The sequence below is a fragment of the Halobaculum sp. CBA1158 genome (assembly GCF_021431925.1).
Lineage (GTDB): Archaea > Halobacteriota > Halobacteria > Halobacteriales > Haloferacaceae > Halobaculum.
Map to the genome: position 1 here is coordinate 960,352 of NZ_CP090371.1, position 24,000 is coordinate 984,351.

Sequence of the window (24,000 nt, forward strand, 5' to 3'; positions counted from 1 at the left end):
CGCAAACACGCTTGTCCGGAGTTAGGCATCCGCCTACCGAATACCATGCTCGAAACCACACCTGAACTCGCTAACGTTGTACTGCAGGAGAGTAGCCCGGCCATCCCCTCGGCGTCCGCCGCGGCGCTGGCTGTCGGTCTGGCCGCGTTCGGCGCGGGCTATGCCGAGCGAGGCATCGGCTCGGCCGCCGTCGGTGCCGTCGCCGAGGACGAGGACCTGTTCGTCACGGGTCTGATCTTCACGGTCCTGCCCGAGACCCTCGTCATTCTCGCACTAGTCACCATCTTCCTGGTCTAAACCGCCTCCTCCCTTTCACCATGAGTCTGGAGACAGTCGTCGAAGACATCCGTGCCGAGGCGGACGCGCGTGCGGAGGAGATCCGCGAAGAGGGCGAGGAGCACGCAGCGGAGATCGTCTCGGAGGCCGAGGAGGAGGCCGAACGTATCGTCCAGGAACGAGAACAGCAGGTCGAACGGCAGATCGAACAGGAGCGCGAGCAGACGCTGTCGGCGGCGAAGCTCGAGGCGAAACAGCAGCGACTGGAGGCCCGACGAGACGTCCTGGCGGACGTTCGCGAGGACACCGAGGCCGCCATCGCCGACCTCGCAGGCGACGAGCGCGAGGAGCTGACCCGGTCGCTGCTGGACGCGGCAGCGCCCGAGTTCGACGACGACGAGTCGGTTTCCGTTCGCGGTCGCGCCGACGACGAGGAGCTGTTGACCGAAATCCTCGCGGACTACGACGGCTGGTCGTACGCCGGCGAGCGCGAGTGTCTCGGCGGCGTCGTCGTCGAGAGCGAGGAGTCGCGCGTCCGTGTGAACAACACGTTCGACTCGGTGCTCGAGGTGGTCTGGGAGGACAACCTCAAGGAGCTGAGCGACCGACTGTTCGACGATGAGTAAAAGCGCCGGCACGTCCAACCCCGAGTACGTCACCGCCCGCGTTCGATCGCGGCGCGCAGGGCTGTTCGAGGAGGACGACTACCGGAAGCTGGTCAGGATGAGCCCGGCGGAGATCGCCCGGTTCATGGAGGAGTCGTCGGCCTACGAGGAGGAGATCAACGCGCTCGGGTCGCGGTTCTCGGGCGTCGACCTCATCGAGTACTCGCTGAACGCGAGCCTCGCGGAGGACTTCGAGGACATCCTCAGCTGGTGTGAGGGCAAGCTGTACGGCCACGTCGCCCGCTACCTTCGCAAGTTCGACGTGTGGAACGTCAAGACGGTGCTTCGCGGCGTGTACGCCGACACCGAGCGCGAGGCGGTCGCGGACGACCTCATTCGCGCCGGCGAGTTCGACGAGCGACTGCTCGAGCGGCTGCTCGATGCGGGCTCCATCGAAGAGGTCGTCGAGGTGCTCGAGCGGACGGTGTTCGGCGACCCGCTCGCCGACGCCCTCGACGACTACGAGTCGTCGGGCGTGCTCGTGCCGCTGGAGAACGCGGTCGACCGCGCGTACTACGACCTGTTGCGGACCGATGATCTCACCGGCGAGGCGCTCTCGGAGTACCGGGAGTTCCTCGAGGCGGAGATCGACTTCCGTAACGCGATCAACACCCTGCGGCTCGCCCGGTCGGGCACGGACATCAACCCCTCGGAGTACTTCATCGAGGGGGGCGTGTTGTTCTCCGCCGCCGAGCTGTCACAGCTCGCGTCGAACACCGACGAGCTGGTCGAGCGGATCCGCGAGTCGCGCTACGGCGAGCGCCTCTCGGACGCAGTAGCGGAGTTGGAGGACGCAGAGAGCCTCATCGGATTCGAACACGCCCTCGAAGCGGCCCTACTGGAGTACGCGGACTCGCTGGGGCTGGTCCACCCGCTGTCGGTGACGCCGGTGGTGTCGTACGTGCTCGCTAAGGAGCGCGAGGTCGACAACATCCGCGCCATCGCCCGCGGCAAGGAGGCGGGGCTCGGCCCCGAAGAGATCGAACAGGAGTTGGTGATCATATGAGTCAGGAGATCGCCGTCGTCGGCAGCCCCGAGTTCACGACCGGATTCAGGCTGGCCGGCGTCAGGAAGTGCGAGAACGTCCCCGACGACGAGAAGGACGACCGCCTCGACGAGGCCGTCGAGGGGGCGCTCTCGGACGACGACGTGGGTATCATCGTGATGCTCGACGACGACCTCGATCACCTCTCGCGGACGGTCCGCCGGGACGTGGAGGGGAGCGTCGAGCCCGTACTGGTCACGCTCGGCGGCGGTGCCGGGAGCGGCCTGCGCGAACAGATCAAGCGAGCCATCGGGATCGACCTGATGGACGAGGAGGAGTGAACACATGAGTCAGGCAAGCGAAACCGAGACGACCGACGGAACCGGACGCATCAACAGCGTGAGCGGCCCGGTCGTGAAGGCCGTCGACCTCGACGCCCGGATGAACGACGTCGTCTACGTGGGCGACGAAGGGCTGATGGGCGAGGTCATCGAGATCGAAGGCGACATCACGACCATTCAGGTGTACGAGGAGACCTCCGGGGTCGCCCCCGGTGAGCCCGTCGAAAACACGGGCGAACCGCTCTCCGTGGACCTGGGACCGGGAATGCTGGACGCCATCTACGACGGCGTCCAGCGCCCGCTCGACGTGCTCGAAGACAAGATGGACAGCGCGTTCCTCGACCGCGGGGTCGACGCGCCCGGCATCGACCTGGAGAAGGAGTGGGAGTTCACTCCCGAGGTCGAGGCCGGCGATAGTGTCGAGGCAGGCGACATCGTCGGCATCGTTCCCGAGACGGTCACCATCGACCACAAGGTCATGGTGCCGCCGGACTACGAGGGCGGCGTCGTCGAGAGCGCCGAGGAAGGGGAGTTCACGGTCGACGACCCCGTCGTCACGCTGGAGAACGGCGAGGAGATCTCGATGCGCCAGGAGTGGCCGGTTCGCGAGAAGCGGCCGACCGTCGAGAAGCGAACGCCCCGCGAGCCGCTCGTCTCGGGCCAGCGCATCCTCGACGGCCTGTTCCCCATCGCGAAGGGCGGGACGGCCGCCATCCCGGGCCCGTTCGGCTCCGGGAAGACCGTCACCCAGCACAGCCTCGCGAAGTTCGCGGACGCGGACATCGTCATCTACGTCGGCTGCGGCGAGCGCGGCAACGAGATGACCGAGGTGATCGAGGACTTCCCCGAACTGGAGGACCCGAAGAACGGCAACTCCCTGATGGCCCGCACCTCGCTCATCGCGAACACCTCGAACATGCCCGTCGCGGCCCGCGAGTCGTGCGTGTACACCGGCATCACCATCGCCGAGTACTACCGCGACATGGGATACGACGTGGCGCTCATGGCCGACTCCACCTCGCGGTGGGCGGAGGCCATGCGCGAGATCTCCTCCCGGCTGGAGGAGATGCCCGGCGAGGAGGGGTACCCCGCGTACCTCGCCGCCCGCCTGGCGGAGTTCTACGAGCGGGCCGGCTACTTCGAGAACCTCAACGGTAGCGAGGGCTCGGTGTCGGCGATCGGCGCGGTCTCGCCGCCCGGCGGCGACTTCTCCGAGCCGGTCACGCAGAACACGCTGCGCATCGTGAAGACGTTCTGGGCGCTGGACGCCGACCTGGCCGAGCGCCGCCACTTCCCGGCGATCAACTGGAACGAGTCGTACTCGCTGTACCAGGAGCAGCTCGACCCCTGGTTCAAGGAGAACGTCGCCGAGGACTGGCCCGACCGGCGACAGTGGGCCGTCGACGTGCTCGACGAGGAGGGCGAGCTTCAGGAGATCGTCCAGCTCGTCGGGAAGGACGCCCTGCCGGAGGACCAGCGGCTCACCCTCGAGGTGGCGCGCTACCTGCGTGAGGGGTACCTCCAGCAGAACGCCTTCATCGACGTGGACATGTACTGTCCGCCCGAGAAGACGTACGCGATCCTCGAGACCATCCAGACGTTCAACGACGAGGCGTTCGACGCGCTCGACGCGGGCGTCCCCATCGAGGACATCACGAGCATCGACGCCGCGCCCCAGCTCAACCGGATCGCGACCCAGGAGGACTGGGAGGCGTTCGTCGACGAGCTTCAAGAAGACATCATCGAGCAGCTCCGCTCGCTCTACTGAACCATGAAAGAGTACCAAACCATCACGGAAGTCAGCGGCCCGCTGGTGTTCGCCGAGGTCGACGAGCCCATCGGCTACGACGAGATCGTCGAGATCGAGACGCCAAGCGGCGAGACGAAGCGCGGCCAGGTCCTCGAGAGCGAGGACGGGGTCGTCGCGATCCAGGTGTTCGAGGGCACCACCGGCATCGACCGCAACGCCTCGGTCCGCTTCCTTGGCGAGACGCTGAAGATGCCCGTGACCGAGGACCTGCTCGGTCGCGTCCTCGACGGCTCCGGCAACCCGATCGACGGCGGCCCGGAGATCGTCCCCGACGAGCGGCGCGACATCGTCGGCGCGGCGATCAACCCGTACAGTCGGGAGTACCCCGAGGACTTCATCCAGACGGGCGTCTCGGCCATCGACGGGATGAACACGCTCGTGCGCGGCCAGAAGCTCCCGATCTTCTCGGGCTCCGGCCTGCCGCACAACGACCTCGCGCTCCAGATCGCCCGACAGGCGACCGTCCCGGAGGAGGAGGGCGAAAGCGACGAGGACGAGTCGGAGTTCGCGGTGATCTTCGGTGCGATGGGCATCACCCAGGAGGAGGCCAACGAGTTCATGGAGGACTTCGAGCGGACGGGTGCGCTCGAGCGCTCGGTCGTCTTCATGAACCTCGCGGACGACCCCGCCGTCGAGCGGACGGTCACGCCGCGGCTGGCCCTGACGACCGCCGAGTACCTCGCGTTCGACAAGGGGTACCACGTGCTCGTCGTCCTGACGGACATGACCAACTACTGCGAGGCGCTCCGGGAGATCGGTGCCGCCCGCGAGGAGGTGCCCGGCCGGCGTGGCTACCCCGGGTACATGTACACCGACCTGGCGCAGCTGTACGAGCGCGCGGGTCGCCTCAAGGACCGCGACGGCTCCGTCACGCAGATCCCGATCCTCACGATGCCGGGCGACGACGACACCCACCCGATCCCCGACCTGACGGGGTACATCACGGAGGGGCAGATCATGATGGATCGCCCGCTTCACAGCCAGGGCATCCAGCCGCCCGTAAACGTCCTCCCCAGCCTCTCGCGGCTGATGGACGACGGTATCGGCGAGGGGCTCACCCGCGCCGACCACGGTGACGTGTCCGACCAGATGTACGCGGCGTACGCGGAGGGCGAGGACCTGCGCGACCTCGTGAACATCGTCGGTCGCGAGGCGCTCTCCGAGCGCGACAACAAGTACCTCGACTTCGCCGACGCCTTCGAGGAGGAGTTCGTCGAACAGGGCTTCGACACCAACCGCACGATCGACGAGACGATCGAACTCGGCTGGGACCTGCTGTCGACGCTGCCGAAGACGGAGCTCAACCGCGTCGACGAGGACCTCATCGAGGAGCACTACCGCGAGGACGCCTCCGCCGCCGACGCCGAGGAAGTCTCGGCGGACTGAACGCCCGACCCGCGGGCCCGATTTTTTCGCAGACGACGGCGCGGACGACGCACGATCGGGACGGCGCGAGCCTCGACGGGTGCGTCGGCCGATCGTCCGCTATCGGTCGCGCCCGATCGTCACACGCGCACGCCGACTAACAAGGATTAACACCCTCGCCGCGCAACCGTCAGGCAAGACTATGGCGGAGGACGTCAAGCCGACCCGGAAGAACCTCATGGAGATCGAGGACCGTATCGACCTCTCCGAGCGGGGGCACGACACGCTCGAACAGAAGCGAGACGGCCTCATCATGGAGTTCATGGACATTCTCGATCAGGCGCAGGACGTCCGCGACCAGCTCGAGACGGACTACGACGACGCGCAGGACAAGATCAACAAGGCGCGCGCGATGGAGGGCGACGTGGCCGTCCGCGGCGCGGCGGCGGCGCTGAAGGAGCACCCCGAGATCACGACCCAGTCGAAGAACATCATGGGCGTGGTCGTGCCGCAGATCGAGTCCTCGAAGGTGCGGAAGAACCTCGACGAGCGCGGCTACGGCGTGCTCGGATCCTCGGCGCGCATCGACGAGGCGGCCGACGCATACGAGGAGCTGCTGGAGTCGATCATCCTCGCCGCGGAGGTCGAGACGGCGATGAAGAAGATGCTCGAGGAGATCGAGACCACCAAGCGCCGCGTCAACGCCCTGGAGTTCAAGCTCCTGCCCGAACTCAACGAGAACAAAGAGTACATCGAACAGAAGCTCGAGGAGCAGGAGCGCGAGGAGATCTTCCGCCTCAAGAAGATCAAGGCGAAGAAGGAGGAGGAAGAGAAGGAAGAAGAGCGCGAGGCCGCCGCGAAGGCCGAGGCCGAGGCGCTCGAGGCCGGCGTCGCCGAGAGCGACGACTGATCGGGTCGGATCGGGTCGTCGCGTGCGCGGTTCGGTCGGTCAGCCCCACCCGTTTTATCTCCTCTCGCTCGCGACGCGACGTATGGTCTGTCCCGACTGTGAGGCCGCCGACCCGGTCGCGTTCGCGGTTCCCTCCGAACTCCGCGACCACGCGCCGGCGACCGCGACGGTCGCGAGCATCTGTCCGAACTGTCTCTCGGTCGCGAGCGCGTCCGAGACGGCGACCGACGGGGACCCCGAGTTCTCCCGAGTCCACGAGTCGTTCCCCGCCGGTGACGCCGGGGTGGCGTTCGCGCTGTTGATCGGCACGCTCCCGTCGATCGCGTTGCGAAAGTCGTCCGCGCGCGCCCTCCGCGAGGCCGCAGAGCGCGATGGCGCGGACGTGTCGCTGGCGTTCGACCGACTGATCGCGGCCGTCCACGACGCCGAGGTGGTGCCGACGTTCGACCTCGAACGGCGCGTGCGACAACTGAACTCGCTGCTGGGGTCCTGACGAGAGCGACGCGAGGCGGAACCGGGTGAAGACGGGGACTCAGCGGGGCCGGAGGTCGGCCGTCGAGTTTACGGAAAATTCGAGGCGAAAGCCTCGCCCTTCAGGGCGGGGATGAAGCCGACCAACAGTATTCAACCGCTGGCGGTGGCATAGACGGGGGTTCCAACGTAGTCTTTAATCCGTCCGATCGTGATAGTATAGATAGATGGCGAAGAGTACCCGTCATGCGAAATACGAACTCTACTACCACATAGTGTTCGTGCCGAAATATCGTCGTTCGCACCTGACGGGGAAGACGAAGGAACGTCTCGAAGCCATCTTCGCGGAAATCTGTGAAGACAAGGGCCTCGAACTGGCCGACTCCGAGGTCATGCCCGACCACGTACACCTGTTCATCGGAAGTCCACCCAAGAACGCCCCGTCACTCATCGTCAACTGGATCAAGGGGATTTCGGCGCGAAAGTACAATCAGCGGTACGACGACCGCGTGAAGTGGACTCGTTCGTACTACGTCGGTACGGCGGGAAGCGCAACGAAGGGCGCTGTCGAACAGTACATCGCTGAACAAGAGGGTGACGACGAATGAAGCGCGTCAACACCTTCGAGGTCGTCCCCCAGACCGAGAACGACAAAGAGTGCCTCCTACGGCTACTCGACGCCTCCGCCTCTCTGTGGAACGAACTCACCTATGAACGCCGTCAGAACTACTTCGGTGACGGCGACGTGTGGGACACTTCCGAGTACCGTGGACAGTACAACGGTGTCGTCGGAAGCGCGACTGTTCAACAGGTCACGCGCAAGAACAGCGAAGCGTGGCGCTCGTTCTTTGCCCTCACGGAGAACAGCGAGGACGCCAACCCTCCGTCGTACTGGGGCAACGGGGAGGACGGACGCGAACTCCGCACCTACATCCGCAACAACCAGTACACAATTGAGTGGGGCAAGCGTAGCCGTCTCGAAATTCCTGTAGGGCAAGAACTGAAAGACGAATACGGACTCGGCTACCATGAACGACTTCGCCTCGAAGTCCGAGGCAACCCGAATTGGGACGGCAAACAGGGTCGTCTGGAACTTGAGTACGACGAGGTGAGCGACACGTTCAGGGCTTTCCAACCAGTCACCGTACCTGATTCTCGACTGGATTCACCACTGGCTTCGGAAGAAGCCGCCCTCGACGTTGGCGCGAACAATCTCGTCGCCTGCTCCACGACTACTGGAAACCAGTACCTCTACGACGGACGGGAGTTGTTCGGACGGTTCCGCGAGACAACAGACGAGATCGCCCGGCTACAGTCGACACTCCGAGAGGGACGCTACAGTTCCAAGCGGATTCGGCAGCTGTACCGGCAGCGGACGAAGTGCCGTGACCACGCACAGAACGCGCTGGTGCGCGACCTCGTTGAACGGCTGTACGACGAAGGCGTTGCGACGGTGTACGTGGGTGATTTGACCGACGTGTTGGAAACGTACTGGTCGGTCAGGGTGAACGAGAAGACGCACAACTTCTGGGCGTTCAAGAAGTTCATCCACCGCCTCGCGTGCGTCTGTGAGGAGTACGGCATCAGTCTCGAAGTTGAGTCGGAAGCGTGGACGAGTCAGACATGTCCCGAATGTGGTGACCACGAGGAGACGGTTCGCCACGAGGATACGCTGACGTGTCCGTGTGGCTTCGAAGGTCACGCCGACCTCACGGCATCAGAGACGTTCCTTCAAGAAAATAGCGATACGGAAGTCAGGCCGATGGCACGGCCCGTGCGATTCGAGTGGGACGACCACAACTGGTCGGGGAAATCACACCCTCACGACAGTCCCAAAGAAGTGCGCACAAACCCGCAAGTTGCCTCCGTGGGTCGGTAGCCGAACCCCCAACGGAGGAATCCTCGCGTTTTAGCGCGGGGAGGATGTCAAACGCCGGTCGAGTAGCGGAGGATGCCGGCGACGCCGCCGAAGGCGTCCATGAGCTGTTCGCCCTTCTCGAAGTCGGTGGAGATGAACTTCGTGTCGGTGCCGCGCTGTTCGGCGATGTTCATGAGGTGCTCGACGGCGTCCTCGCGCTCGCCGGCCTCGCTGGCTGGGACCGTCTCGCCGCACTCGGTACACTCGTGATCGGGCGTGGAGTGTCGGCGTTCGACGATCTCGCGTTCCTCGTGCCCGTTGGGACACTCGTAGGGGATCACGTCGTGGTGGAGGTCCTCCGAGACGAGGAGCCGGTCGACCGAACCCATCACGAGGTTTCGGCGGGTCTGCTCGAAGCCGTAGGTGGCCTCCTCGCCGGTGTGGAGCTTCTCGAAAAACTCCTCCATCTCGCGTTTGTCCTTGAGCACTTCCTGGTTGGCGAGCACCTCGTCGGCGGCGTCGACGAGGTCGTGCAGGCCGGACTCGTCGGTGTAGGCAACGTCGAACTTCCCGAGGACGAGGTCTTGGAGCTCGTGGTGGAGGTAGTCGCCGTCGAGGAACTCGTCTTTCGTGGGCGAGGGACCGCCCACGAGGATGCCCTCGAGCTCGTGGCGCTTGTCGACCATCAGGTCGTTGGCCATCCCCGCGACCTCCTGGTAGAAGTTGTCGATAGCCTCCAGGCGGAGTCGAGCGAAGCGTTGGGCGGACTGGCCACCCTTCCGCTGCTTGCCGGGAACCAGCGAGGAGGCCGACTTGACCGCCTCGACGCGCTTGCCCTTGAGCCAGCCGACGTTCGCCTCGCGGCGGTCGAGGACGATGAGCCCGAACAGGCCCTTGTCGGACATCATGTCCTCGAGCGGCCCGGTCAGGAAGTTCGAATCGCAGTGGTAGCGGAACGACTGGATCGGCTCGGGCGGCGACTCCAGCACCTTGGTCACCATCTCGGTTTGCCCGCCGCCGGAGTCGACCGCGCCCGAGAAGATCACGATGCCGTTGTCCGGTGGGTAGGTGTCGTAGTAGCGCAGGCGGTCCTTGATGCTGGTGAGCGCGTCCTGCACGGCCGTTCGGGTCTGTTTGGACTTGATGTTGGACGCCTCGCTGTGCTCCTGGGTGACGTGTGCGACCACGTCGGAGACCTGCTTGTCCTCGGGGATGTAGATCGTGACGAGTTGGGTTCCCGACCCCTCGAAGTCGTCGAGTTCGTCGAGGACCTTCCGGAACTCGTACTTCCGTCTGTCCTCGTTGGGTTGCCCCTCTTCGGCGTCGCTGCTCATTACGGGTAGATCGCCGGGCGCGGTGTAAGTACCTGTTGAATAGTGCGGTACCACGCCGCACGCGACTGCTCCCGACGGATGAGTCGGCGATCGGTGTCGGTTCTCTCCCGACCTCCATCCCCTCCCGACCGCCAATCTCCTCCCGACGGCCGGCCGACCGCGCGTCGGGACCCACATTTATCACGAGGGGCCGCCGTACCCACGGTAGATGCCGACGATCTACGCCGTCGCGAGCGTGAAAGGGGGGGTCGGAAAGACGGCGACCGCCGCCAACCTCGCGGCCACGCTCGCGGCCGCAGGGTACGACACGGTCGCGGTCGACGCCGACCTGGGATCGGCCAGCCTGGCCCCGACGCTCGGGGTCGATCCGGGGGAGACGACGCTGCACGACGTGCTCGCGGGGGAGGGCGACCCCGCGGAGGCCACCCGCGAGGGCCCCCACGGGCTGGCGGTGCTCCCCGGCGGGACGACCCTGGAGGACTTCCGGAAGGCCGAGCCGACCGAACTCGTCGACGTGATCGAGGCGATCACCGAGGCGGAGTACGTCGTCGTCGACACCGGTGCGGGGCTCACCCACGAGACCGCCCTACCGTTGTCGGTCGCCGACGCGGTCCTGCTCGTGTCGACGCCGACGCGCGACGGCCTCGCGAACACCCGAAAGACGCAGGATCTCACCGAACGCCTCGGCGGGAGCGTCGCCGGCATCGCGCTCAACCGCGCCGACGGCGACGAGGACACCGGCGACGTGGACGTGCCCGTGCTCGGCTCGATCCCCGAGGACCCCGCGGTCGCGGACGCGCAGGCCGCCGGCGAGCCGCTGTCGATTCACGCGCCCGACGGCGAGGCGGCCGCGGCCTACCGGTCGCTCGCGTCGTCGCTCACCGGGAGCCCGATCCGCCCGCCGATGGACGCCGAGGACGCCGAGGACGCCAAGGACGCCGAGGACGACGGGCCCGGGTTCGACGAGGCCGAGGAGGCCGAGGAAGGCGACGAGGAACCCGACGAGCACCGGGACACCGGAGCGAGCGAGCCGCCGACTGCCGCACTCGACCTCGACCCGGCCGGATCCGAGGCGGCCGCCGGGGAACCGACCGATCCCATCGCCCCGGATGACACCGACCCCGAGGCCGAGGTCGACGACGCGGTCATCATCGACGACGACGACGGGCAGGAAGACGAGGCCGCGGCGGCCGCCCGACGGATGGTACTCGGCGAGGAGTACGTCCCCGTCGAGGACGCCGAATCGGGCGAGGCCGCGGAGATCGGCGACGACGTGATCCCGTTTGCTCAAGAGAGCAAGGAGCGGACCGACATCGCGAAACAGGGAAGCGACGGCGAGTCCGACGAGGACGAGGACGCTGACGACGACAACGGCGGGATCTTCGGCCGCCTGTTCCGGTAGCGCGGCCGGCGGGGACGCGGGCTCCGTGGATGTTGTTGTCGGCCCGACGGAACCGAGGGTTTCTTGCGTTCGGCACGACCCCTCCAGCGTATGAGCGAAGCAGGAAACGACTCCGTGCCGCTGTGGTGGATACTCGTCTTCATCGTCCTCGCGCTGGGCCTGGGGGCCGCGGCCGTCCTCTCGGTCGGCGGGAGCCTCGTCACGCCCGCGTTCATCGCGCCCGTGACGGATCTGCCGTCTGCGGTCTGAGTCCGGTCGACGGGGAGCGCAAAGAGCGACTTCTTCGGACGAGTCCGGCGTCGACCGCGGCGTCGACGACCGCCGGCTACATCGACTCGGGGGCCTCGATCCCGAGCACGTCGAGCGCGTTAGCGACGGCGTTGCGCGCGGCGACGACGAGCGCCAGACGTGCCTCGCGGGTGGCCGGGTCGTCGGCCGTGAGCACCGGGCACTCCCGGTAGAAGGCGTTGAACGTCTCGGCGAACTCCCGAGTGTAGGTCGCGACGCGATGGGGCTCGAGGTCGTCGGCGGCCTCCTCGATCACGGCGGGAAGCCGCGCGATCACGTGCACGAGGTCGCGCTCCTCGGGCGTCGACAGCGTCGCGGGGTCGACGGCGGCGTCGCCGGCGATCGCCCCCTCCGCGAGGGGCTCCTCGTCGCGGGCCTCGTCGACGATGCCGCAGCAGCGCGCGTGGACGTACTGGACGTAGGGAGCGGACTGCGCCTCGAAGTCAAGCGCGCGATCCCACTCGAAGGTGATCGCCTTCGCGGGCTGTTTGCTCACGATGTCGTATCGGACCGCGCCGACGCCGACCTGGCGGGCGATGCGGTCGACGTCCGCCTCGGCGAGTTCGTCGTCGCGGATGCGGTCGTCCATGCGCGACTCCACCTCCTCGCGGGCGCGGTCGATCGCCTCGTCCAGCAGGTCGTCGAGGTCGATTCCGGTCCCGGCGCGGGTACTCATTCCCTCGCCACCGGGGAGGTTCACCCACGAGTAGAACAGCTGTTCGAGCTGGTCGGTGTCGTGGTCCAGTAACTCCAGGGCGTGGCGGAGCTGGTCGAACGCGAGCTTGTGGTCCTCGCCGATGACGGTGACCGCGCGGTCGTAGTTCTCGAACTTCCACTCGTGGTGGGCGAGGTCGCGGGTCGTGTACAGCGTCGTGCCGTCCGAGCGCAGGAACACGAGCTTCTTGTCGATACCGAACGCAGACAGGTCCAGTTGCCAGGCGTCCTCCTCGTACACCGACTCGTCGAGGTCCTGCAGGCGCTCGACCAGGTCGTCCGCGGAGCCGTCGCGCATGAACCGCGTCTCCTTGACGAACTCGTCGAACTCCGCGGGCAGGCGCGCCAGCGTCCCGCGCATCCCCGCGAGCACGGCGTCGACGACCTCGCTCACGCGCTCGTAGGTGTCCTCGTCGCCCGCCTCCAGCCCCTGCATGATCGACTGGATCTCGGCCTCGGCGGTCTCGACCGCCGCCTCGGGACCCTCCTCCAGGAAGGCGTTGCCCTTGCGGTAGTAGCGCACGAGGTCGTAGTCGGGCTTGTCGCGCTCGACGTCGGGGAGGTCGCTCTCGTCGAACGTCTCGTAGGCCCACGTGAACACGGCCATCTGCCGGCCGGCGTCGTTGACGTAGTAGTGGCGGTCCACGTCGTAGCCGGCGTAGTCGATGGCGTTGGCGACGGCGTCGCCGACGATCGGGTTGCGCGCGCGCCCCACGTGGATCGGTCCGGTCGGGTTCGCGGACGTGTGCTCGACGACGACGGACTCGTCTTTCGGGGGAAGCCGGCCGAACTCGTCGTCGCCGGCGGCCGCGACCGTGTCCGCGAGGTAGGCGTCGTTCGCGAGGAAGTTCACGTACGGGCCGCTGGTCTCGACGCGCTCGAGGTACTCAGTCGCCTCCGCGTCGACCGCGTCGGCGACCTCGGCGGCGACCTGCGGCGGCGGCGCGCCCGCCTCCCCCGCCAACCGAAAGGCGACGCTGGAGGCGAGCGTCGCGTCGACGCCGTCGGGCGGGTCCTCGATGCCGAGGTCGTCGGTCGGGTAGCCGAGGTCGGCGAGCGCGTCCGTCAGCGCCGACGCCGCGGCCGACCGGAACTGTCTGAACATGCGCGGGGCTTCCCCCGCCGCCGATAAATGGGTTTCCGAACCGCGCCGGCGACGCCGTCGAACGGCCGCGACGCGGATCGGCGAACCCGCTCCGGTTCGCCGGCCGAATCCCCCAGCGCCGGTCGCCGACACCGACGCCTTTTGGTGGATCGCCTCCACAGATACGGTACGGGTTCCGAAGGCGGGATACTGGATCTCAGTTTCGTTACGCATATCGTATCCGATACGCTTTTGCGTCGCGCTCCCCGAGAACGGACAATGAGTTCCACGACGACGACCGTCGGCCACGACGAGGTGGCCGCGCTGAAGACGGTCGCGCTCTGCGGCGGCCTCGGCGAGCCCGTGAAGGTCTCGTGTTCGACGCTCGGTGAGCGCCTCGACGCGTCCAGTCAGACCGCCTCCAGACGGCTCCAGCGACTGGAGTCGGCCGGCCTGCTCGACCGCGACGTGGTCGGAGACGGGCAGTGGGTGACGGTGACCGACGCCGGCGAGCGCCGCTTACGCGGGGAGTACGCCGACTACCGCCGCCTGTTCGAGGGCGAGGCCGGCCTCTCGCTGTCGGGGACGGTAACCTCCGGGATGGGCGAGGGCCGCCACTACATCCAGCTGTCGGGCTACCACGAGCAGTTCATCGAGCGGTTGGGATACGAACCCTTCCCGGGGACGCTGAACGTCGATCTGTCGGAGGCGGCGGTGCGCGCCCGCGCCGGACTCGACTCCGTCGACGGCGTCCCCATCGACGGCTGGGAGGACGACGAGCGGACGTTCGGCCCGGCGACGTGTTACGCGGCGGAGGTCCGCGTCGACGACGGGTCGTTCACGCCGGCGCACGTCATCGTCCCGGAACGGACGCACCACGACGAGGACCAACTGGAGGTAATCGCGCCCGCGAAGCTCCGCGATGAACTGGGGATCGACGACGGCGACGAGGTTCGCGTGCGCGTCACCGACGCCGAGCGCGCCGACGCCGGGGAGGCCGCAGATCACGCCGCGGCCGCCGACGCCGGGGGGTCCGCGTGAGCCGGCAGGCCGGGCGGCTCGACCGAGCGCTCGCGGCGTTCCGGACGGGCGAGCCCGTGTTGGTCCACGACTTCGACGACCGCGAGGGTGAAACCGACCTCGTGTACCCGGCGGGCTCCGTCGGGCCGGAGGACGTGGCGCGGATGCGCAACGACGCGGGCGGCCTGATCTGCGTGGCCGTCTCCGACGCCGTCGCCGACGCCGCCGGCCTCCCGTTCCTCGAGGACCAGATCGACCACCTGGCGGCCGCGAGCCACGACCTCGCGTACGACGACAGGTCGTCGTTCTCGCTGCCGGTGAACCACCGCGACACCTTCACCGGGATCACCGACGACGACCGCGCGCTGACGATCACGGAACTGGCGTCGATGGCCTCGGCCGTCGAGGCCGGCGTCGACTACGGTCCCGAGGAGTTCGCCGCCGAGTTCCGCGCGCCCGGCCACGTCCACGTGCTCCGGGGCGCGCCCGACGGGCTCTCGGATCGGCTCGGACACACCGAGTTGGGGCTCGCGATGGCCGCCGAGACCGGACAGCCGCCCGCTGTCGTCGTCTGTGAGATGCTCGACGACGAGACCGGGCGGGCGCTGTCGCCGACGGCCGCACGGGAGTACGCCGAGCGCCACGGCTTCCCGTACGTCGAGGGCGAGGAACTGGTCGAGGCGCTTGGGTAGAACGAGGCCGGAATCGCGTCAGAAGCCTCCGCCGCCGGCGACCGGACCCGTGCGTACCGCCGACCGCACCGACCTCGTTTTTATCCGTCGCCGAACGGGTGAGTTACTCCATGAGTCGGTTGACCGGTCGGACGGAACGCACGAACTCCGGGAGACGAGCCCGATGAGCTACCTCCTGTGGACCGTGGCGGCGATGATATCGTACGCGTTCTCGTTCCTCTTCATCAAGATCGCGATGAACGACCTCCCGGCGTTCACCGTCATGCCGATCGCGGTCGTCACGCTGGCGATCGGATCGACGATCGTGGCGGCGTTGTTCGGCGAGTGGTCGACCGTGTCGGTGACGAGTCGGTCCGTTCAGTTCTCGCTTGCGGCAGGGATCTGTCTGGCCGGCGCTGTCATCGGGTACTTCCGGGCGCTCTCGACGGGCCCGGTGAGCGTCGTGGTTCCGGTGTTCGGGCTGTTCCTCGTCGTGGGCGCGCTCCTCGGGATCGTCGTTCTGGGCGAACCGGTCACGGCCAGGAAGGCCCTCGGGATCGTGCTCGCTGGTGCCGCCGTCGTTCTCTTAGCGTCGTGAGGTGGCGGTATCGTCCCCGCCGACGCCCCAATCGGGCACTCTCGCCGGCGACCGCGAGCGAGTACGCCGATCGGCACGATTTCACGTCCGTGGTGGGTGAGGAACGAGCCGAAGCGTCGCGGGAGACCCTGGGGTCACGGCACCACGCCCCCGGTTCTCACACCCCCGAAACGGTCTTGCCGCCGACCGACAACGACGTGACTGTGCCGACTGATCCCGCGGTCCGCCCCGTCTGCGCCGGCGACCTCCGCGGGGTGCAGGAGACGCTCGCGCGGTCCTGGCGGCGCGGCTACGACGACGTCCTCGACGGCGACGCGCTGGTCGAGGCGACGACGGATCCGACGGAGTTCTACCCCGAGGAGCGGTTCGAGCGCAAGCGCGCGGACGGGGAGTTGCTGTTCCTCGTGGCTGTCGTCGACGACGGCATCGCCGGGGTCTGCAACGTCGCGTGGGGGGAGTCGAACACGCACGCGTTCGTCCCCGATGACGCCGCACAGCACCGCGCGGTCTACGTCGCCCCCGACTACTGGGGCGAGGGGGTCGGGAAGGCGCTCGTCCGGCGGGGGAGCGACGCACTCGAGGACGGGACGCCGGAGTACGTCGAGTGCCTGGCCGCGAACGAACGCGGGCGTCGGTTCTACGAGTCGCTCGGGTTCGAGCGCTACGACGGAGGTACCGTCGACCTGTTCGACGGGACGCACCCGACAGACCGGTTCTCGCGGTAGCGACGGGGTCGGCCCGAGGACCTCGCCGCGGTCCTCTCGAGGCCGCTTCGCGGCCTCGCTCTAATCGTCCGCGGGGGCGACACCACCCGGCGTCTCGGTCGGCGTCGTCGCCCGCCCGGCCAGCGCCATCCCGACGAGCGCCAGCACGGACAGCGGCCCGAAGAAGTAGTACGGGACGAACGCCCACGACGACTCGAAGCCGAGCGCGGCCGCCATGAAGACCGCGCCGGCGTGCCACGGGAACAGCGGTCCCGTCGGAGTGCCGGCGGCCTCGACGGCCCGCGAGAGGTCCCGCGAGTCGAGCCCGTAGTCGTCGTACAGCTCTCGAAGGCTCACGCCGGGTACGACGATGCTCATGTACTGCTGGGCGGTGAACGCGTTCGTGAGCAGCGCGGAGGCACCGGTACCGATGACGAGGGAGTTCCGGGACCACACCGCGTCGGCGAGGCGGTCGGTCACCACCGCGAGCACGTCGGTGCCCTCGAGCAGGCCGCCGAGCGCCAGCGCCGCGACGACGACGGCGATGGTCCATCCCGAGCCCGCGAGGCCGCCGGTCGACAGCAGGCCATTGACCAGTTCGCTCCCCGTCTCGGGGGCGGTACCGTTCAGGAAGGCGTCCCAGGCCGCGGTGAACGAGCGACCCTGCGCGAGCACGGTCGTCCCCGCGCCCGCGAACACGCCCGCCACCAGCGACGGGAGCGCCGGGTACCCACGGGTCGCGAGCCCGAACGTGACGAGCAGGGGAAGGAACACCAGCGGGCCGAGCGCGTACGTCGACGCGAGCGGTTCGGTGATGGCGGCGGTGTCGCCGCCGGAACCGCTCACCGCGTACGCGCCGAGGACGGCGTAGCCGACGACCGAAACGCCGAGCGCGACGGCGGTGCCGAGGCGCATGGCGGTGATGTGGTCGTACAGGTCGGTGTTCGTGACGGCGGCCGCGAGGTTGGTGGTGTCCGACAGCGGGCTCTGCTTGTCCCCGGCGTACGCCCCCGAGACGATCGCGCCGGCGGTCATCGGCGCTGACACGCCAAGCCCCGAGCCGATACCGATGAACGCGACGCCGAGCGTCCCGACGGTGGTCCACGACGAGCCGATCGCGAAGGCGACGACGGCGGCGAGCACGGCCGTCACCGGGAGGAACACCTGCGGTGACAGCAGCCCCAGGCCGTAGTACATCAGCCCCGGGATCGTGCCGGCGCTGGTCCACGTCGCGATCAGCCCGTAGATGACGAACAGGATTAGTATCGCCTGCATCCCCATCCGCAGGCCGCCCTCGGCGGCGTCGTACACGCCGTCCCAGTCGTAGCCGAGCCGGTAGCGCGCGAACAGCCCGGCGAACGCGATGCTCCACAGCAGCGGTCCGTGCGGGGCCAGTCCGAGCAGCCCCGAGCCGACGGCCAACGAGGCGACGACGACCGCCAGCGGCACGACCGCTTCGCCGAGCGTCGGCCGCCGCGCGTCGCCGCGCTCCCCGTCGGTGCGTGGCGTCTGTGTCTCCATCACCGACAAATAATTCTTCAAAGTAATTAAACAGCACGTTTTTATTATTCATGGTTGTGCATGGGGGGTCGTCGCCCGCCGATCCCGGGGGCACGGGCTCCGCGAACGCGGCGGGAGCGGAGCGAACGAGAAACTGGGTCCGGAGCCAGTCGCCCCGTCGTTTCTGTGGTATTTATTGTCCGGCAAATCCTGCGACCGCGTATGGCTGGCTTCGCGGAGATGGACGTCGACACTATCTGGCAGAACGGCGAGTACGTCGACTGGGAGGACGCGACGACCCACGTCCTCACACACGGACTGCACTACGGCACGGGCGTCTTCGAGGGCGTGCGCGCGTACGACACCGAGGAGGGGACGGCCGTGTTCCGCTGGGAGGAGCACCTCGACCGCTTCTTCGAGTCGACCAAGCCGTACGACATGGAGATCCCGTACTCCCGGGAGGAGCTGACGGAGGCGACGATGGAGGTCATCCGCCGCAACGACCTCGAGTCGGCGTACGTCCGCCCCATCGCCTACTACGGCTACCATCAACTCGGCGTCTCGCCGGGCGACTGTCCCACCGACGTGGCGATCGCGGCGTGGCCGTGGGGCACGTATCTCGGCGAGGACGCCCTGGAGAACGGCATCAAGGCGATGGTCTCCTCTTGGCGCAAGCACGCTTCGAGCCAGATCCCGACGAACGCCAAGACGACGGGGCTGTACGTCAACTCCCTGCTCGCGGGCGAGGAGGCCCGCCGTAACGGCTACGAGGAGGCCATCGTCCTCAACAAGGAGGGCAACGTCGCCGAGGGCCCCGGCGAGAACATCTTCCTCGTGCGCGACGGCGAGATCCACACCCCCGGGCTGAGCGAATCGATCCTCGACGGCATCACCCGCAACACGGTGATCGAACTGGCCCGCGAGCGCGGCTACACCGTCCACGACAACGTGAGCATCTCGCGGGGCGAACTCAACACCGCCGACGAGCTGTTCTTCACCGGCTCCGCGGCGGAGGTCACGCCGATCCGGCAGGTGGACAACGTCGAGATCGGCACCGGATCGCGCGGGCCGGTCACCGAGGAGTTGCAGACCGCGTTCTTCGACCTCGTGGAGCGTCGCACCGACGACCACGAGGAGTGGTTCACGTACGTCTAGGCCGACGGGTCAGTCCGTTCCGGTCGTTCGTCGTCGCCCGAACGGGCGGCCCCGAACCGGACGGACTCTTACCGGTCCAACTCCTCGTCCACGCACTCGCGGATCGGACCGACGAGTTCGTCGGCGACGGAGTACGGATCCGTCTCGCGCGCGACCACGCGGTCGGCGAGGGCGTCGATGCCGCCGGCGTCGGCGATCATACGCTCCAGCTGGGCGGCCGTATCGCCGCGGACGAGCTGTCGGATCTCCTCGGCGTACCGCGTGCGCGCCTTGTCGTCGATCCGTCCCGTCTCCTGGAGCCACGCCGCGTGCGCGTCGAGGGTGTCGATCAGCTCGTCGACCCCCTCACCGCTGGTGGCGACCGTCTCGATCACCTCCGGGTCCCACGCGTCCTCTTCGGGGTCGTCGAGGGCGACCTCGCGCATCTCCTCGTCGTCGACGGGACCGTGGTGTCCCGTGTTCAGCCCCGCAGCGGGGTTCTCGCGCATGTGGATCATCTCCTCCAGCTCGGCGACGGTCCGTTCCGCGCCGTCCATGTCGGCCTTGTTGACGACGAACACGTCGCCGATCTCGAGGATGCCGGCCTTCAGCATCTGCACGTCGTCGCCGGAGCCGGGCTGGACGAGCACGCAGACGGTGTCGGCCGTGCGGACGATGTCCACCTCGTTCTGTCCGGCCCCGACCGTCTCGATGATCACCGTGTCCTTGCCGAAGGCGTCGAGCGCCTTCACGGCGTCCGAGGTCGCCGTCGACAGTCCGCCGAGGGTCCCTCTCGCGCTCATCGATCGGAAGAACACGTCCATGTCGCCGACGTTCGAGGCCATCCGGATCCGGTCGCCCAGCACCGCCCCGCCGGTGTACGGCGAGGAGGGGTCGACCCCGATGACCCCGACGGTGTCGCCGCGGTCCCGGTACGTCCTCGCCAGTTTGTCCACCAGCGTCGACTTGCCCGCGCCCGGGCTGCCAGTCACGCCGATCACGTCGGCCTCGCCGGTGTGGGCGTGGAGCTGCGAGACGATGTCGCGGTACCCCGGCGAGCGGTTCTCGATCTTGGAGATGACGCGGGCCAGCGCCCGGTGTTTGCCGTTCAACAGCTCCTCGACGAGCTTCGACCGACTCGACTCTGCGGCCGTCATCACTCGCGCTCGGGCGCGTTCTCGCGGACGAACTCGATCGTCTCTTCCATCGGGGTCCCGGGGCCGAACACCGCGTCGACGCCCATCTCGACGAGCTCGTCGCGGTCGTCATCGGGAATGATCCCGCCCACGAGGATCAGCGTGTCGTCGAAGGCGTCGTAGCTCTCGAGTCCCTCGACTATCTTCGGGACGAGCGTGTTGTGCGCGCCCGAGAGGATGGAGATCCCGAGGACGTCCACGTCCTCTTGGACGGCAGCCTGTACGATCTCGTCGGGGGCGCGGTGGAGGCCGGAGTAGATTACCTCGAAGCCGGCGTCACGGAACGCCCGCGAGATGACGTGTGCGCCGCGGTCGTGGCCGTCGAGCCCGACCTTGGCGATGAGACAGCGGATCGTCCGTTCCTCCTCACGCTCCTGTGTACTCATGCACCACGCTTCGTCGCCGCCGGTGTTGACTTTAACGGACGCCTCTGAAGCGTTCCCCGCGCGGGTCGGTGCCGGGTGTGCGGTCTCGACTACGGTAACTCGACGTCCACGGCGTACCACCCGAACGCGGCCACGTCCACCCCGGTCAAGGGAACGGGGACCATACCCACGATCAGGTCCTCGGGGCCGTCGTCGCTCTCGCGGGTGATGTCTCGGTGGGCGACCTCGTCCGGGCCGTCGGAGCCGAACACCTCGCGTTCGGTCGCCGTCGGGAACGCCTCCGACACCGGCCGCCCGACGCCGTCGGACCCGAACAGTCCCTCGTAGGCTGAGTTCACCTCCGCGAGCACCGGGTCGCCGCCGTCACCGGACTCCACGTACACCGCCGGGGCTCTGATCCCCTCGAAGAAGTACTGAAGCCGGTCGCGTTCGACGCGGAGGTCGGACTCCCGCTGGAGGCGCGCGAGCGCCTCCGCCGCGTGGGAGGCGACGATCTCGACGAACTCGGCGTCGCGCTCGTCGAAGGCCCCTTCGTGGTCGCTCGTCACCTGGAGGACGCCGTGGTCGCCGACGGGAACGCTCACGACCGAGCGGGTCTCGATGTCGCGGGCGCGGTCGGGGTCGGCCCGGTAGTCGTCGACGATCTGCGTCTCCTCGGTCTGGTACGTTCGTCCGATGACTCCCTCGTCGGTGCCCAACGTCGCGTCGAAGTCCTCGGGGAAGGTGTGGCCGTACGGGTAGAACTCGTCGCCGTCGCGCATCGCGAGGACCACTTCTCCGTGTCCGAGGGCTTCCGTCACCGCATCGACGACGGTCTCGCTCACGCCCTCGACGGTCTCGCAGCCGGTCAGCTCGCGGGTGTACGTGTTGAGCGCCGAGAGCTTCGCGTTCGCCTCTGCGAGTCGGTCCCGCTCGCGCGAGCGCTCGATCCGGTCGAGCACCTGTCGGCCGAGCACGCTCGTCCCGCCGTCGCGGGCGACGACGGCGTCGACCGGGGCCGACGGCGCGGTGTCGCCGTACACGACGATCGGCATCGTCGGGTCCGTCTCCGCCAGCGCCGCTGCCTCGCAGCCTTCCCCCTCACAGCAGATCACGCAGTCGATCGTCGGGCCGAGTTCGCGCAGGAACTCGACGACTGTCTCCCCGCCGCGAACGATCGTCTCGCAGTCGATCTCCGCCTCCAATTCGTCCGCGATCCGGTCCCCGTCGGCCGACGCGTCCGGTGTGGCGAGAAGGATACGCGGGCGTCGGACGTCCGGCATACGATTCACCTCAACCGGTCTGACCTCTTAACTCATTCGTCGCCGGCGGTGATGGATCCTCACCACCGGCGGAATCGGCATCCGAGCCGAACTCGCAGCCGGTTACGCGCCGTCGCCGACGTGTTCGTTCAGGAACTCCTCGATCGCTCGGTACGCCTCGATCCGGTTTTCCAACTTCGAGAAGCCGTGCCCCTCGTCCTCGAAGATCAGCGACCGCGTGGGCACGTGCTCGCCGGCCTCCTCGACGATCTGTTCGGCCTCGCCGACCGGCACCCTGGGGTCGTTCGCGCCGTGCAACACGAACAGCGGCGCGTCGATCTCGTCGACGTGGTTGATCGGCGAGATCGACTCGAGGAACTCCCGGTCGTCCTCGAGGCTGCCGTACTCGGCCTCCCGCAGTTCGCGCCGCCAGTCGCCCGTGTTCTCGAGGAACGTGACGAAGCTCGCGATGCCGACGATGTCAACGCCGGCGGCCCAGAGGTCGGGGTACTCCGTCAGCGCCGACAGCACCATGAACCCCCCGTAGCTCCCGCCCATCGCGACGATCCGGTCGGGGTCGACGACCGGGTGGTCGTGGAGCCACTCCACGGCCGCCTCGACGTCTGCGACCGAGTCCATCCGCCGTTCGACGTCGTCGAGGTGGGAGTACGCCTTTCCGTACCCCGAGGACCCGCGGACGTTCGGCTCGAACACGGCGTAGCCGGCGTTGAGGAGGTACTGCTTGACCGCGTTGAAGGACGGGCGACGCTGGCTCTCGGGGCCGCCGTGGATGTCGACGACGACGGGCGTGTCGCGCTCGCCGGCGTCGTCCGGCGTCGAGAAGAACGCCGGGATGTCCCGGCCGTCGAAGGTGGGATAGTGGACGAGTTCGGGCTCGACGAACGTCTCGGCGGGAATGCCTGCAGTCGCCGCGTACGTCCACCGCTGGACCTCGCCGGACTTCACGTCCGCCACGTAACAGTTCGTGTTCACCGTGCTCCCGGTGACGGTGATCGCCAGTCGGTCGGCGTCGGGACCGAACGAGAGCCCGCCGGCGACGCACCTCGGCAGGTCGGGCTCGGCGAACTCGTCGATCCGGTCGGGGGCCGTGAACTCGCCGACCGTGATCCGGGTGTACCCTTCGACGTTTCGGGAGTAGGCGACCCGGTTGGTGTCCTCGTCGACGACCACCCCGTCGACGTTCCAGTCGCCGCCGTCGGCGACGACGGTGAGATCGCCCAGCGTCTCGCCCGCGCCGTCGCCTGCGCGGTCGCCGGTGGCGTCGTCCGCGCCGCCACCGTCGCCGGCGACACCGCCGTCAGCGCCTGCTTCGTCCCCGAGGGCGATCCGCTCCAGGCGGAGCGTGTCGGAGGCGTGGTCGGTGCAGACGTACACGGCGTCGCCCGCCGGCCCCCACTCGGGGCTGGAGAAGCGGGCCTCCGCGGAGTGGGGCGTGAGGGTGGTCAGCTCCCCCGAGTCGACGTCGAGCACGTGGAGGTCGTGGTCGAAGCTCGCGTGCGCCTCGTGGACGAGCAGACGGGAGTCGTCGGGCGACCAGCCCGCCACCGAGAGCCAGCCGTCGCCCTCGTACACCAGTTCCGCCTCCTCGCCGGTCTCCTCGCGACCCTGGACGTACACGTCGAAGACGGCCTCGTCGCGGCGGTTCGAGGCGAACGCGAACCGCTCGCCGTCGTGTGACCAGCCGCCCCAACGGTGTTTCGCCTCGGGCATCCCGGTCCACTCGGTGACGACGCCCGCGTCGGGATCCAGGCGGTACAGCTGTGCGCGCTCGTTGCCGCCCTCGTCCATGCCGAAGGCGAGTTCGCGACGCTCGGGCGACCAGTCGACGAAGGTGACGCGCTCCTCGTAGAAGGTGTGCTGCTCGGGCCACGCCCCCGGCTCCGTGAGGCTCCACACCTGCGGGGTCCCGGTGGTGTCCATCAGGAACGCGAGCGTGCCGTCGGGCGCGAACGCGCCACCGTGCGCCGAGCGAACGTTGAGGTACCGCTCGATGTCGTACGTCGGGTTGCTCATGACCGATTGGTCT

Annotated in this window: 24 protein-coding genes; 17 read left to right on the plus strand and 7 right to left on the minus strand. The window is 68.0% G+C overall.

Annotated elements, in window-relative coordinates:
- The first annotated feature begins 45 nt into the window (after positions 1 to 45).
- From Hbl1158_RS05110 to Hbl1158_RS05155, 10 genes are all read left to right on the plus strand, one after another.
- On the plus strand, positions 46 to 297 hold the full coding sequence (locus Hbl1158_RS05110) for a hypothetical protein (RefSeq protein WP_234298978.1): 252 nt from the start codon (positions 46 to 48) through the stop codon (positions 295 to 297).
- 20 nt (positions 298 to 317) lie between these two features.
- Positions 318 to 902: a V-type ATP synthase subunit E gene (locus Hbl1158_RS05115; protein ID WP_234298979.1), complete on the plus strand. Its 585-nt coding sequence runs from the start codon at positions 318 to 320 to the stop codon at positions 900 to 902.
- On the plus strand, positions 895 to 1,947 hold the full coding sequence (locus Hbl1158_RS05120) for a V-type ATP synthase subunit C (protein ID WP_234298980.1): 1,053 nt from the start codon (positions 895 to 897) through the stop codon (positions 1,945 to 1,947). Before Hbl1158_RS05115 ends, Hbl1158_RS05120 begins: the two co-directional genes overlap by 8 nt.
- Positions 1,944 to 2,267, plus strand: coding sequence for a V-type ATP synthase subunit F (locus tag Hbl1158_RS05125; protein ID WP_234298981.1), 324 nt, complete (start codon positions 1,944 to 1,946; stop codon positions 2,265 to 2,267). Before Hbl1158_RS05120 ends, Hbl1158_RS05125 begins: the two co-directional genes overlap by 4 nt.
- A gap of 4 nt (positions 2,268 to 2,271) precedes the next feature.
- Positions 2,272 to 4,035, plus strand: coding sequence for an ATP synthase subunit A (locus tag Hbl1158_RS05130; RefSeq protein ID WP_234298982.1), 1,764 nt, complete (start codon positions 2,272 to 2,274; stop codon positions 4,033 to 4,035).
- A gap of 3 nt (positions 4,036 to 4,038) precedes the next feature.
- Entirely contained in the window at positions 4,039 to 5,463 is a 1,425-nt protein-coding gene (locus Hbl1158_RS05135; RefSeq protein ID WP_234298983.1) for an ATP synthase subunit B, read from the plus strand.
- Positions 5,464 to 5,644: 181 nt separating this feature from the next.
- Positions 5,645 to 6,352 carry a V-type ATP synthase subunit D gene (locus Hbl1158_RS05140; RefSeq protein WP_234298984.1) on the plus strand — a complete coding sequence of 236 codons (708 nt, stop codon included), beginning with the start codon at positions 5,645 to 5,647 and terminating at the stop codon, positions 6,350 to 6,352.
- An 82-nt stretch (positions 6,353 to 6,434) separates the two neighbouring features.
- On the plus strand, positions 6,435 to 6,845 hold the full coding sequence (locus tag Hbl1158_RS05145) for a DUF6276 family protein (protein ID WP_234298985.1): 411 nt from the start codon (positions 6,435 to 6,437) through the stop codon (positions 6,843 to 6,845).
- A 205-nt stretch (positions 6,846 to 7,050) separates the two neighbouring features.
- Positions 7,051 to 7,431 (plus strand): IS200/IS605 family transposase, encoded by a 381-nt coding sequence (tnpA, locus tag Hbl1158_RS05150; RefSeq protein ID WP_234298986.1) that lies wholly within the window; start codon positions 7,051 to 7,053, stop codon positions 7,429 to 7,431.
- On the plus strand, positions 7,428 to 8,702 hold the full coding sequence (locus Hbl1158_RS05155) for a transposase (protein WP_234298987.1): 1,275 nt from the start codon (positions 7,428 to 7,430) through the stop codon (positions 8,700 to 8,702). The genes tnpA and Hbl1158_RS05155 overlap by 4 nt, the downstream gene beginning before the upstream one ends.
- Before the next feature lie 47 nt (positions 8,703 to 8,749).
- On the opposite strand, the gene prf1 is transcribed toward Hbl1158_RS05155, so the two are convergent.
- A complete protein-coding gene (gene prf1 / locus Hbl1158_RS05160) occupies positions 8,750 to 10,015 on the minus strand; it encodes a peptide chain release factor aRF-1 (protein ID WP_234298988.1) in 1,266 nt (421 codons plus the stop codon).
- Positions 10,016 to 10,223: 208 nt separating this feature from the next.
- Here prf1 and Hbl1158_RS05165 point away from each other — a divergent pair, with 208 nt between their 5' ends.
- Both Hbl1158_RS05165 and Hbl1158_RS05170 read left to right on the plus strand, forming a co-directional pair.
- Complete coding sequence (locus Hbl1158_RS05165) at positions 10,224 to 11,417, plus strand: MinD/ParA family protein (RefSeq protein ID WP_234298989.1); 1,194 nt, start codon at positions 10,224 to 10,226, stop codon at positions 11,415 to 11,417.
- Between the two features lie 90 nt (positions 11,418 to 11,507).
- Positions 11,508 to 11,666 (plus strand): hypothetical protein, encoded by a 159-nt coding sequence (locus Hbl1158_RS05170; RefSeq protein ID WP_234298990.1) that lies wholly within the window; start codon positions 11,508 to 11,510, stop codon positions 11,664 to 11,666.
- A 76-nt stretch (positions 11,667 to 11,742) separates the two neighbouring features.
- Here the strand turns inward: Hbl1158_RS05170 and argS are convergent, their stop codons facing one another.
- On the minus strand, positions 11,743 to 13,524 hold the full coding sequence (argS, locus tag Hbl1158_RS05175) for an arginine--tRNA ligase (protein ID WP_234298991.1): 1,782 nt from the start codon (positions 13,522 to 13,524) through the stop codon (positions 11,743 to 11,745).
- A gap of 258 nt (positions 13,525 to 13,782) precedes the next feature.
- On the opposite strand from argS, the gene Hbl1158_RS05180 reads away from it, so the two are divergent.
- The 4 genes from Hbl1158_RS05180 to Hbl1158_RS05195 all read left to right on the plus strand — a co-directional run bounded on the left by Hbl1158_RS05180 (position 13,783) and on the right by Hbl1158_RS05195 (position 16,517).
- Positions 13,783 to 14,544, plus strand: a complete 762-nt coding sequence (locus tag Hbl1158_RS05180) for a DUF120 domain-containing protein (RefSeq protein ID WP_234298992.1) — start codon at positions 13,783 to 13,785, stop codon at positions 14,542 to 14,544.
- Complete coding sequence (gene ribB / locus Hbl1158_RS05185) at positions 14,541 to 15,215, plus strand: 3,4-dihydroxy-2-butanone-4-phosphate synthase (RefSeq protein WP_234298993.1); 675 nt, start codon at positions 14,541 to 14,543, stop codon at positions 15,213 to 15,215. The genes Hbl1158_RS05180 and ribB overlap by 4 nt, the downstream gene beginning before the upstream one ends.
- Before the next feature lie 163 nt (positions 15,216 to 15,378).
- A complete protein-coding gene (locus Hbl1158_RS05190; protein ID WP_234298994.1) occupies positions 15,379 to 15,792 on the plus strand; it encodes an EamA family transporter in 414 nt (137 codons plus the stop codon).
- Between the two features lie 203 nt (positions 15,793 to 15,995).
- Entirely contained in the window at positions 15,996 to 16,517 is a 522-nt protein-coding gene (locus tag Hbl1158_RS05195; protein ID WP_234298995.1) for a GNAT family N-acetyltransferase, read from the plus strand.
- Positions 16,518 to 16,577: 60 nt separating this feature from the next.
- Here Hbl1158_RS05195 and Hbl1158_RS05200 read toward each other — a convergent pair whose 3' ends face one another.
- Positions 16,578 to 18,017 carry a Na+/H+ antiporter NhaC family protein gene (locus Hbl1158_RS05200; protein ID WP_234298996.1) on the minus strand — a complete coding sequence of 480 codons (1,440 nt, stop codon included), beginning with the start codon at positions 18,015 to 18,017 and terminating at the stop codon, positions 16,578 to 16,580.
- Positions 18,018 to 18,218: 201 nt separating this feature from the next.
- Here Hbl1158_RS05200 and Hbl1158_RS05205 point away from each other — a divergent pair, with 201 nt between their 5' ends.
- The gene (locus tag Hbl1158_RS05205; protein ID WP_234298998.1) at positions 18,219 to 19,151 is read left to right on the plus strand and encodes a branched-chain amino acid transaminase; all 933 of its coding nucleotides are present in this window, start codon (positions 18,219 to 18,221) and stop codon (positions 19,149 to 19,151) included.
- 68 nt (positions 19,152 to 19,219) lie between these two features.
- Here the strand turns inward: Hbl1158_RS05205 and meaB are convergent, their stop codons facing one another.
- The 4 genes from meaB to Hbl1158_RS05225 form a co-directional block, all read right to left on the minus strand.
- Positions 19,220 to 20,287, minus strand: coding sequence for a methylmalonyl Co-A mutase-associated GTPase MeaB (gene meaB / locus Hbl1158_RS05210; protein WP_234299000.1), 1,068 nt, complete (start codon positions 20,285 to 20,287; stop codon positions 19,220 to 19,222).
- Entirely contained in the window at positions 20,287 to 20,712 is a 426-nt protein-coding gene (locus tag Hbl1158_RS05215) for a cobalamin B12-binding domain-containing protein (RefSeq protein WP_234299001.1), read from the minus strand. The genes meaB and Hbl1158_RS05215 overlap by 1 nt, the downstream gene beginning before the upstream one ends.
- Before the next feature lie 89 nt (positions 20,713 to 20,801).
- Positions 20,802 to 21,974: a GAF domain-containing protein gene (locus Hbl1158_RS05220; protein WP_234299002.1), complete on the minus strand. Its 1,173-nt coding sequence runs from the start codon at positions 21,972 to 21,974 to the stop codon at positions 20,802 to 20,804.
- A 102-nt stretch (positions 21,975 to 22,076) separates the two neighbouring features.
- Complete coding sequence (locus Hbl1158_RS05225; protein WP_234299003.1) at positions 22,077 to 23,987, minus strand: S9 family peptidase; 1,911 nt, start codon at positions 23,985 to 23,987, stop codon at positions 22,077 to 22,079.
- Positions 23,988 to 24,000 lie beyond the last annotated feature (13 nt).

What these genes read in the sequence shown, in the direction of transcription:
- Hbl1158_RS05110 (WP_234298978.1), top strand. Translation starts at nt 46, where the DNA reads ATGCTCGAAACCACACCTGAACTCGCTAACGTTGTACTGCAGGAGAGT.
- Hbl1158_RS05115 (WP_234298979.1), top strand. Translation starts at nt 318, where the DNA reads ATGAGTCTGGAGACAGTCGTCGAAGACATCCGTGCCGAGGCGGACGCG.
- Hbl1158_RS05120 (WP_234298980.1), top strand. Translation starts at nt 895, where the DNA reads ATGAGTAAAAGCGCCGGCACGTCCAACCCCGAGTACGTCACCGCCCGC.
- Hbl1158_RS05125 (WP_234298981.1), top strand. Translation starts at nt 1,944, where the DNA reads ATGAGTCAGGAGATCGCCGTCGTCGGCAGCCCCGAGTTCACGACCGGA.
- Hbl1158_RS05130 (WP_234298982.1), top strand. Translation starts at nt 2,272, where the DNA reads ATGAGTCAGGCAAGCGAAACCGAGACGACCGACGGAACCGGACGCATC.
- Hbl1158_RS05135 (WP_234298983.1), top strand. Translation starts at nt 4,039, where the DNA reads ATGAAAGAGTACCAAACCATCACGGAAGTCAGCGGCCCGCTGGTGTTC.
- Hbl1158_RS05140 (WP_234298984.1), top strand. Translation starts at nt 5,645, where the DNA reads ATGGCGGAGGACGTCAAGCCGACCCGGAAGAACCTCATGGAGATCGAG.
- Hbl1158_RS05145 (WP_234298985.1), top strand. Translation starts at nt 6,435, where the DNA reads ATGGTCTGTCCCGACTGTGAGGCCGCCGACCCGGTCGCGTTCGCGGTT.
- tnpA (WP_234298986.1), top strand. Translation starts at nt 7,051, where the DNA reads ATGGCGAAGAGTACCCGTCATGCGAAATACGAACTCTACTACCACATA.
- Hbl1158_RS05155 (WP_234298987.1), top strand. Translation starts at nt 7,428, where the DNA reads ATGAAGCGCGTCAACACCTTCGAGGTCGTCCCCCAGACCGAGAACGAC.
- prf1 (WP_234298988.1), bottom strand. Translation starts at nt 10,015, where the DNA reads ATGAGCAGCGACGCCGAAGAGGGGCAACCCAACGAGGACAGACGGAAG.
- Hbl1158_RS05165 (WP_234298989.1), top strand. Translation starts at nt 10,224, where the DNA reads ATGCCGACGATCTACGCCGTCGCGAGCGTGAAAGGGGGGGTCGGAAAG.
- Hbl1158_RS05170 (WP_234298990.1), top strand. Translation starts at nt 11,508, where the DNA reads ATGAGCGAAGCAGGAAACGACTCCGTGCCGCTGTGGTGGATACTCGTC.
- argS (WP_234298991.1), bottom strand. Translation starts at nt 13,524, where the DNA reads ATGTTCAGACAGTTCCGGTCGGCCGCGGCGTCGGCGCTGACGGACGCG.
- Hbl1158_RS05180 (WP_234298992.1), top strand. Translation starts at nt 13,783, where the DNA reads ATGAGTTCCACGACGACGACCGTCGGCCACGACGAGGTGGCCGCGCTG.
- Hbl1158_RS05190 (WP_234298994.1), top strand. Translation starts at nt 15,379, where the DNA reads ATGAGCTACCTCCTGTGGACCGTGGCGGCGATGATATCGTACGCGTTC.
- Hbl1158_RS05200 (WP_234298996.1), bottom strand. Translation starts at nt 18,017, where the DNA reads ATGGAGACACAGACGCCACGCACCGACGGGGAGCGCGGCGACGCGCGG.
- Hbl1158_RS05205 (WP_234298998.1), top strand. Translation starts at nt 18,219, where the DNA reads ATGGCTGGCTTCGCGGAGATGGACGTCGACACTATCTGGCAGAACGGC.
- meaB (WP_234299000.1), bottom strand. Translation starts at nt 20,287, where the DNA reads ATGACGGCCGCAGAGTCGAGTCGGTCGAAGCTCGTCGAGGAGCTGTTG.
- Hbl1158_RS05215 (WP_234299001.1), bottom strand. Translation starts at nt 20,712, where the DNA reads ATGAGTACACAGGAGCGTGAGGAGGAACGGACGATCCGCTGTCTCATC.
- Hbl1158_RS05220 (WP_234299002.1), bottom strand. Translation starts at nt 21,974, where the DNA reads ATGCCGGACGTCCGACGCCCGCGTATCCTTCTCGCCACACCGGACGCG.
- Hbl1158_RS05225 (WP_234299003.1), bottom strand. Translation starts at nt 23,987, where the DNA reads ATGAGCAACCCGACGTACGACATCGAGCGGTACCTCAACGTTCGCTCG.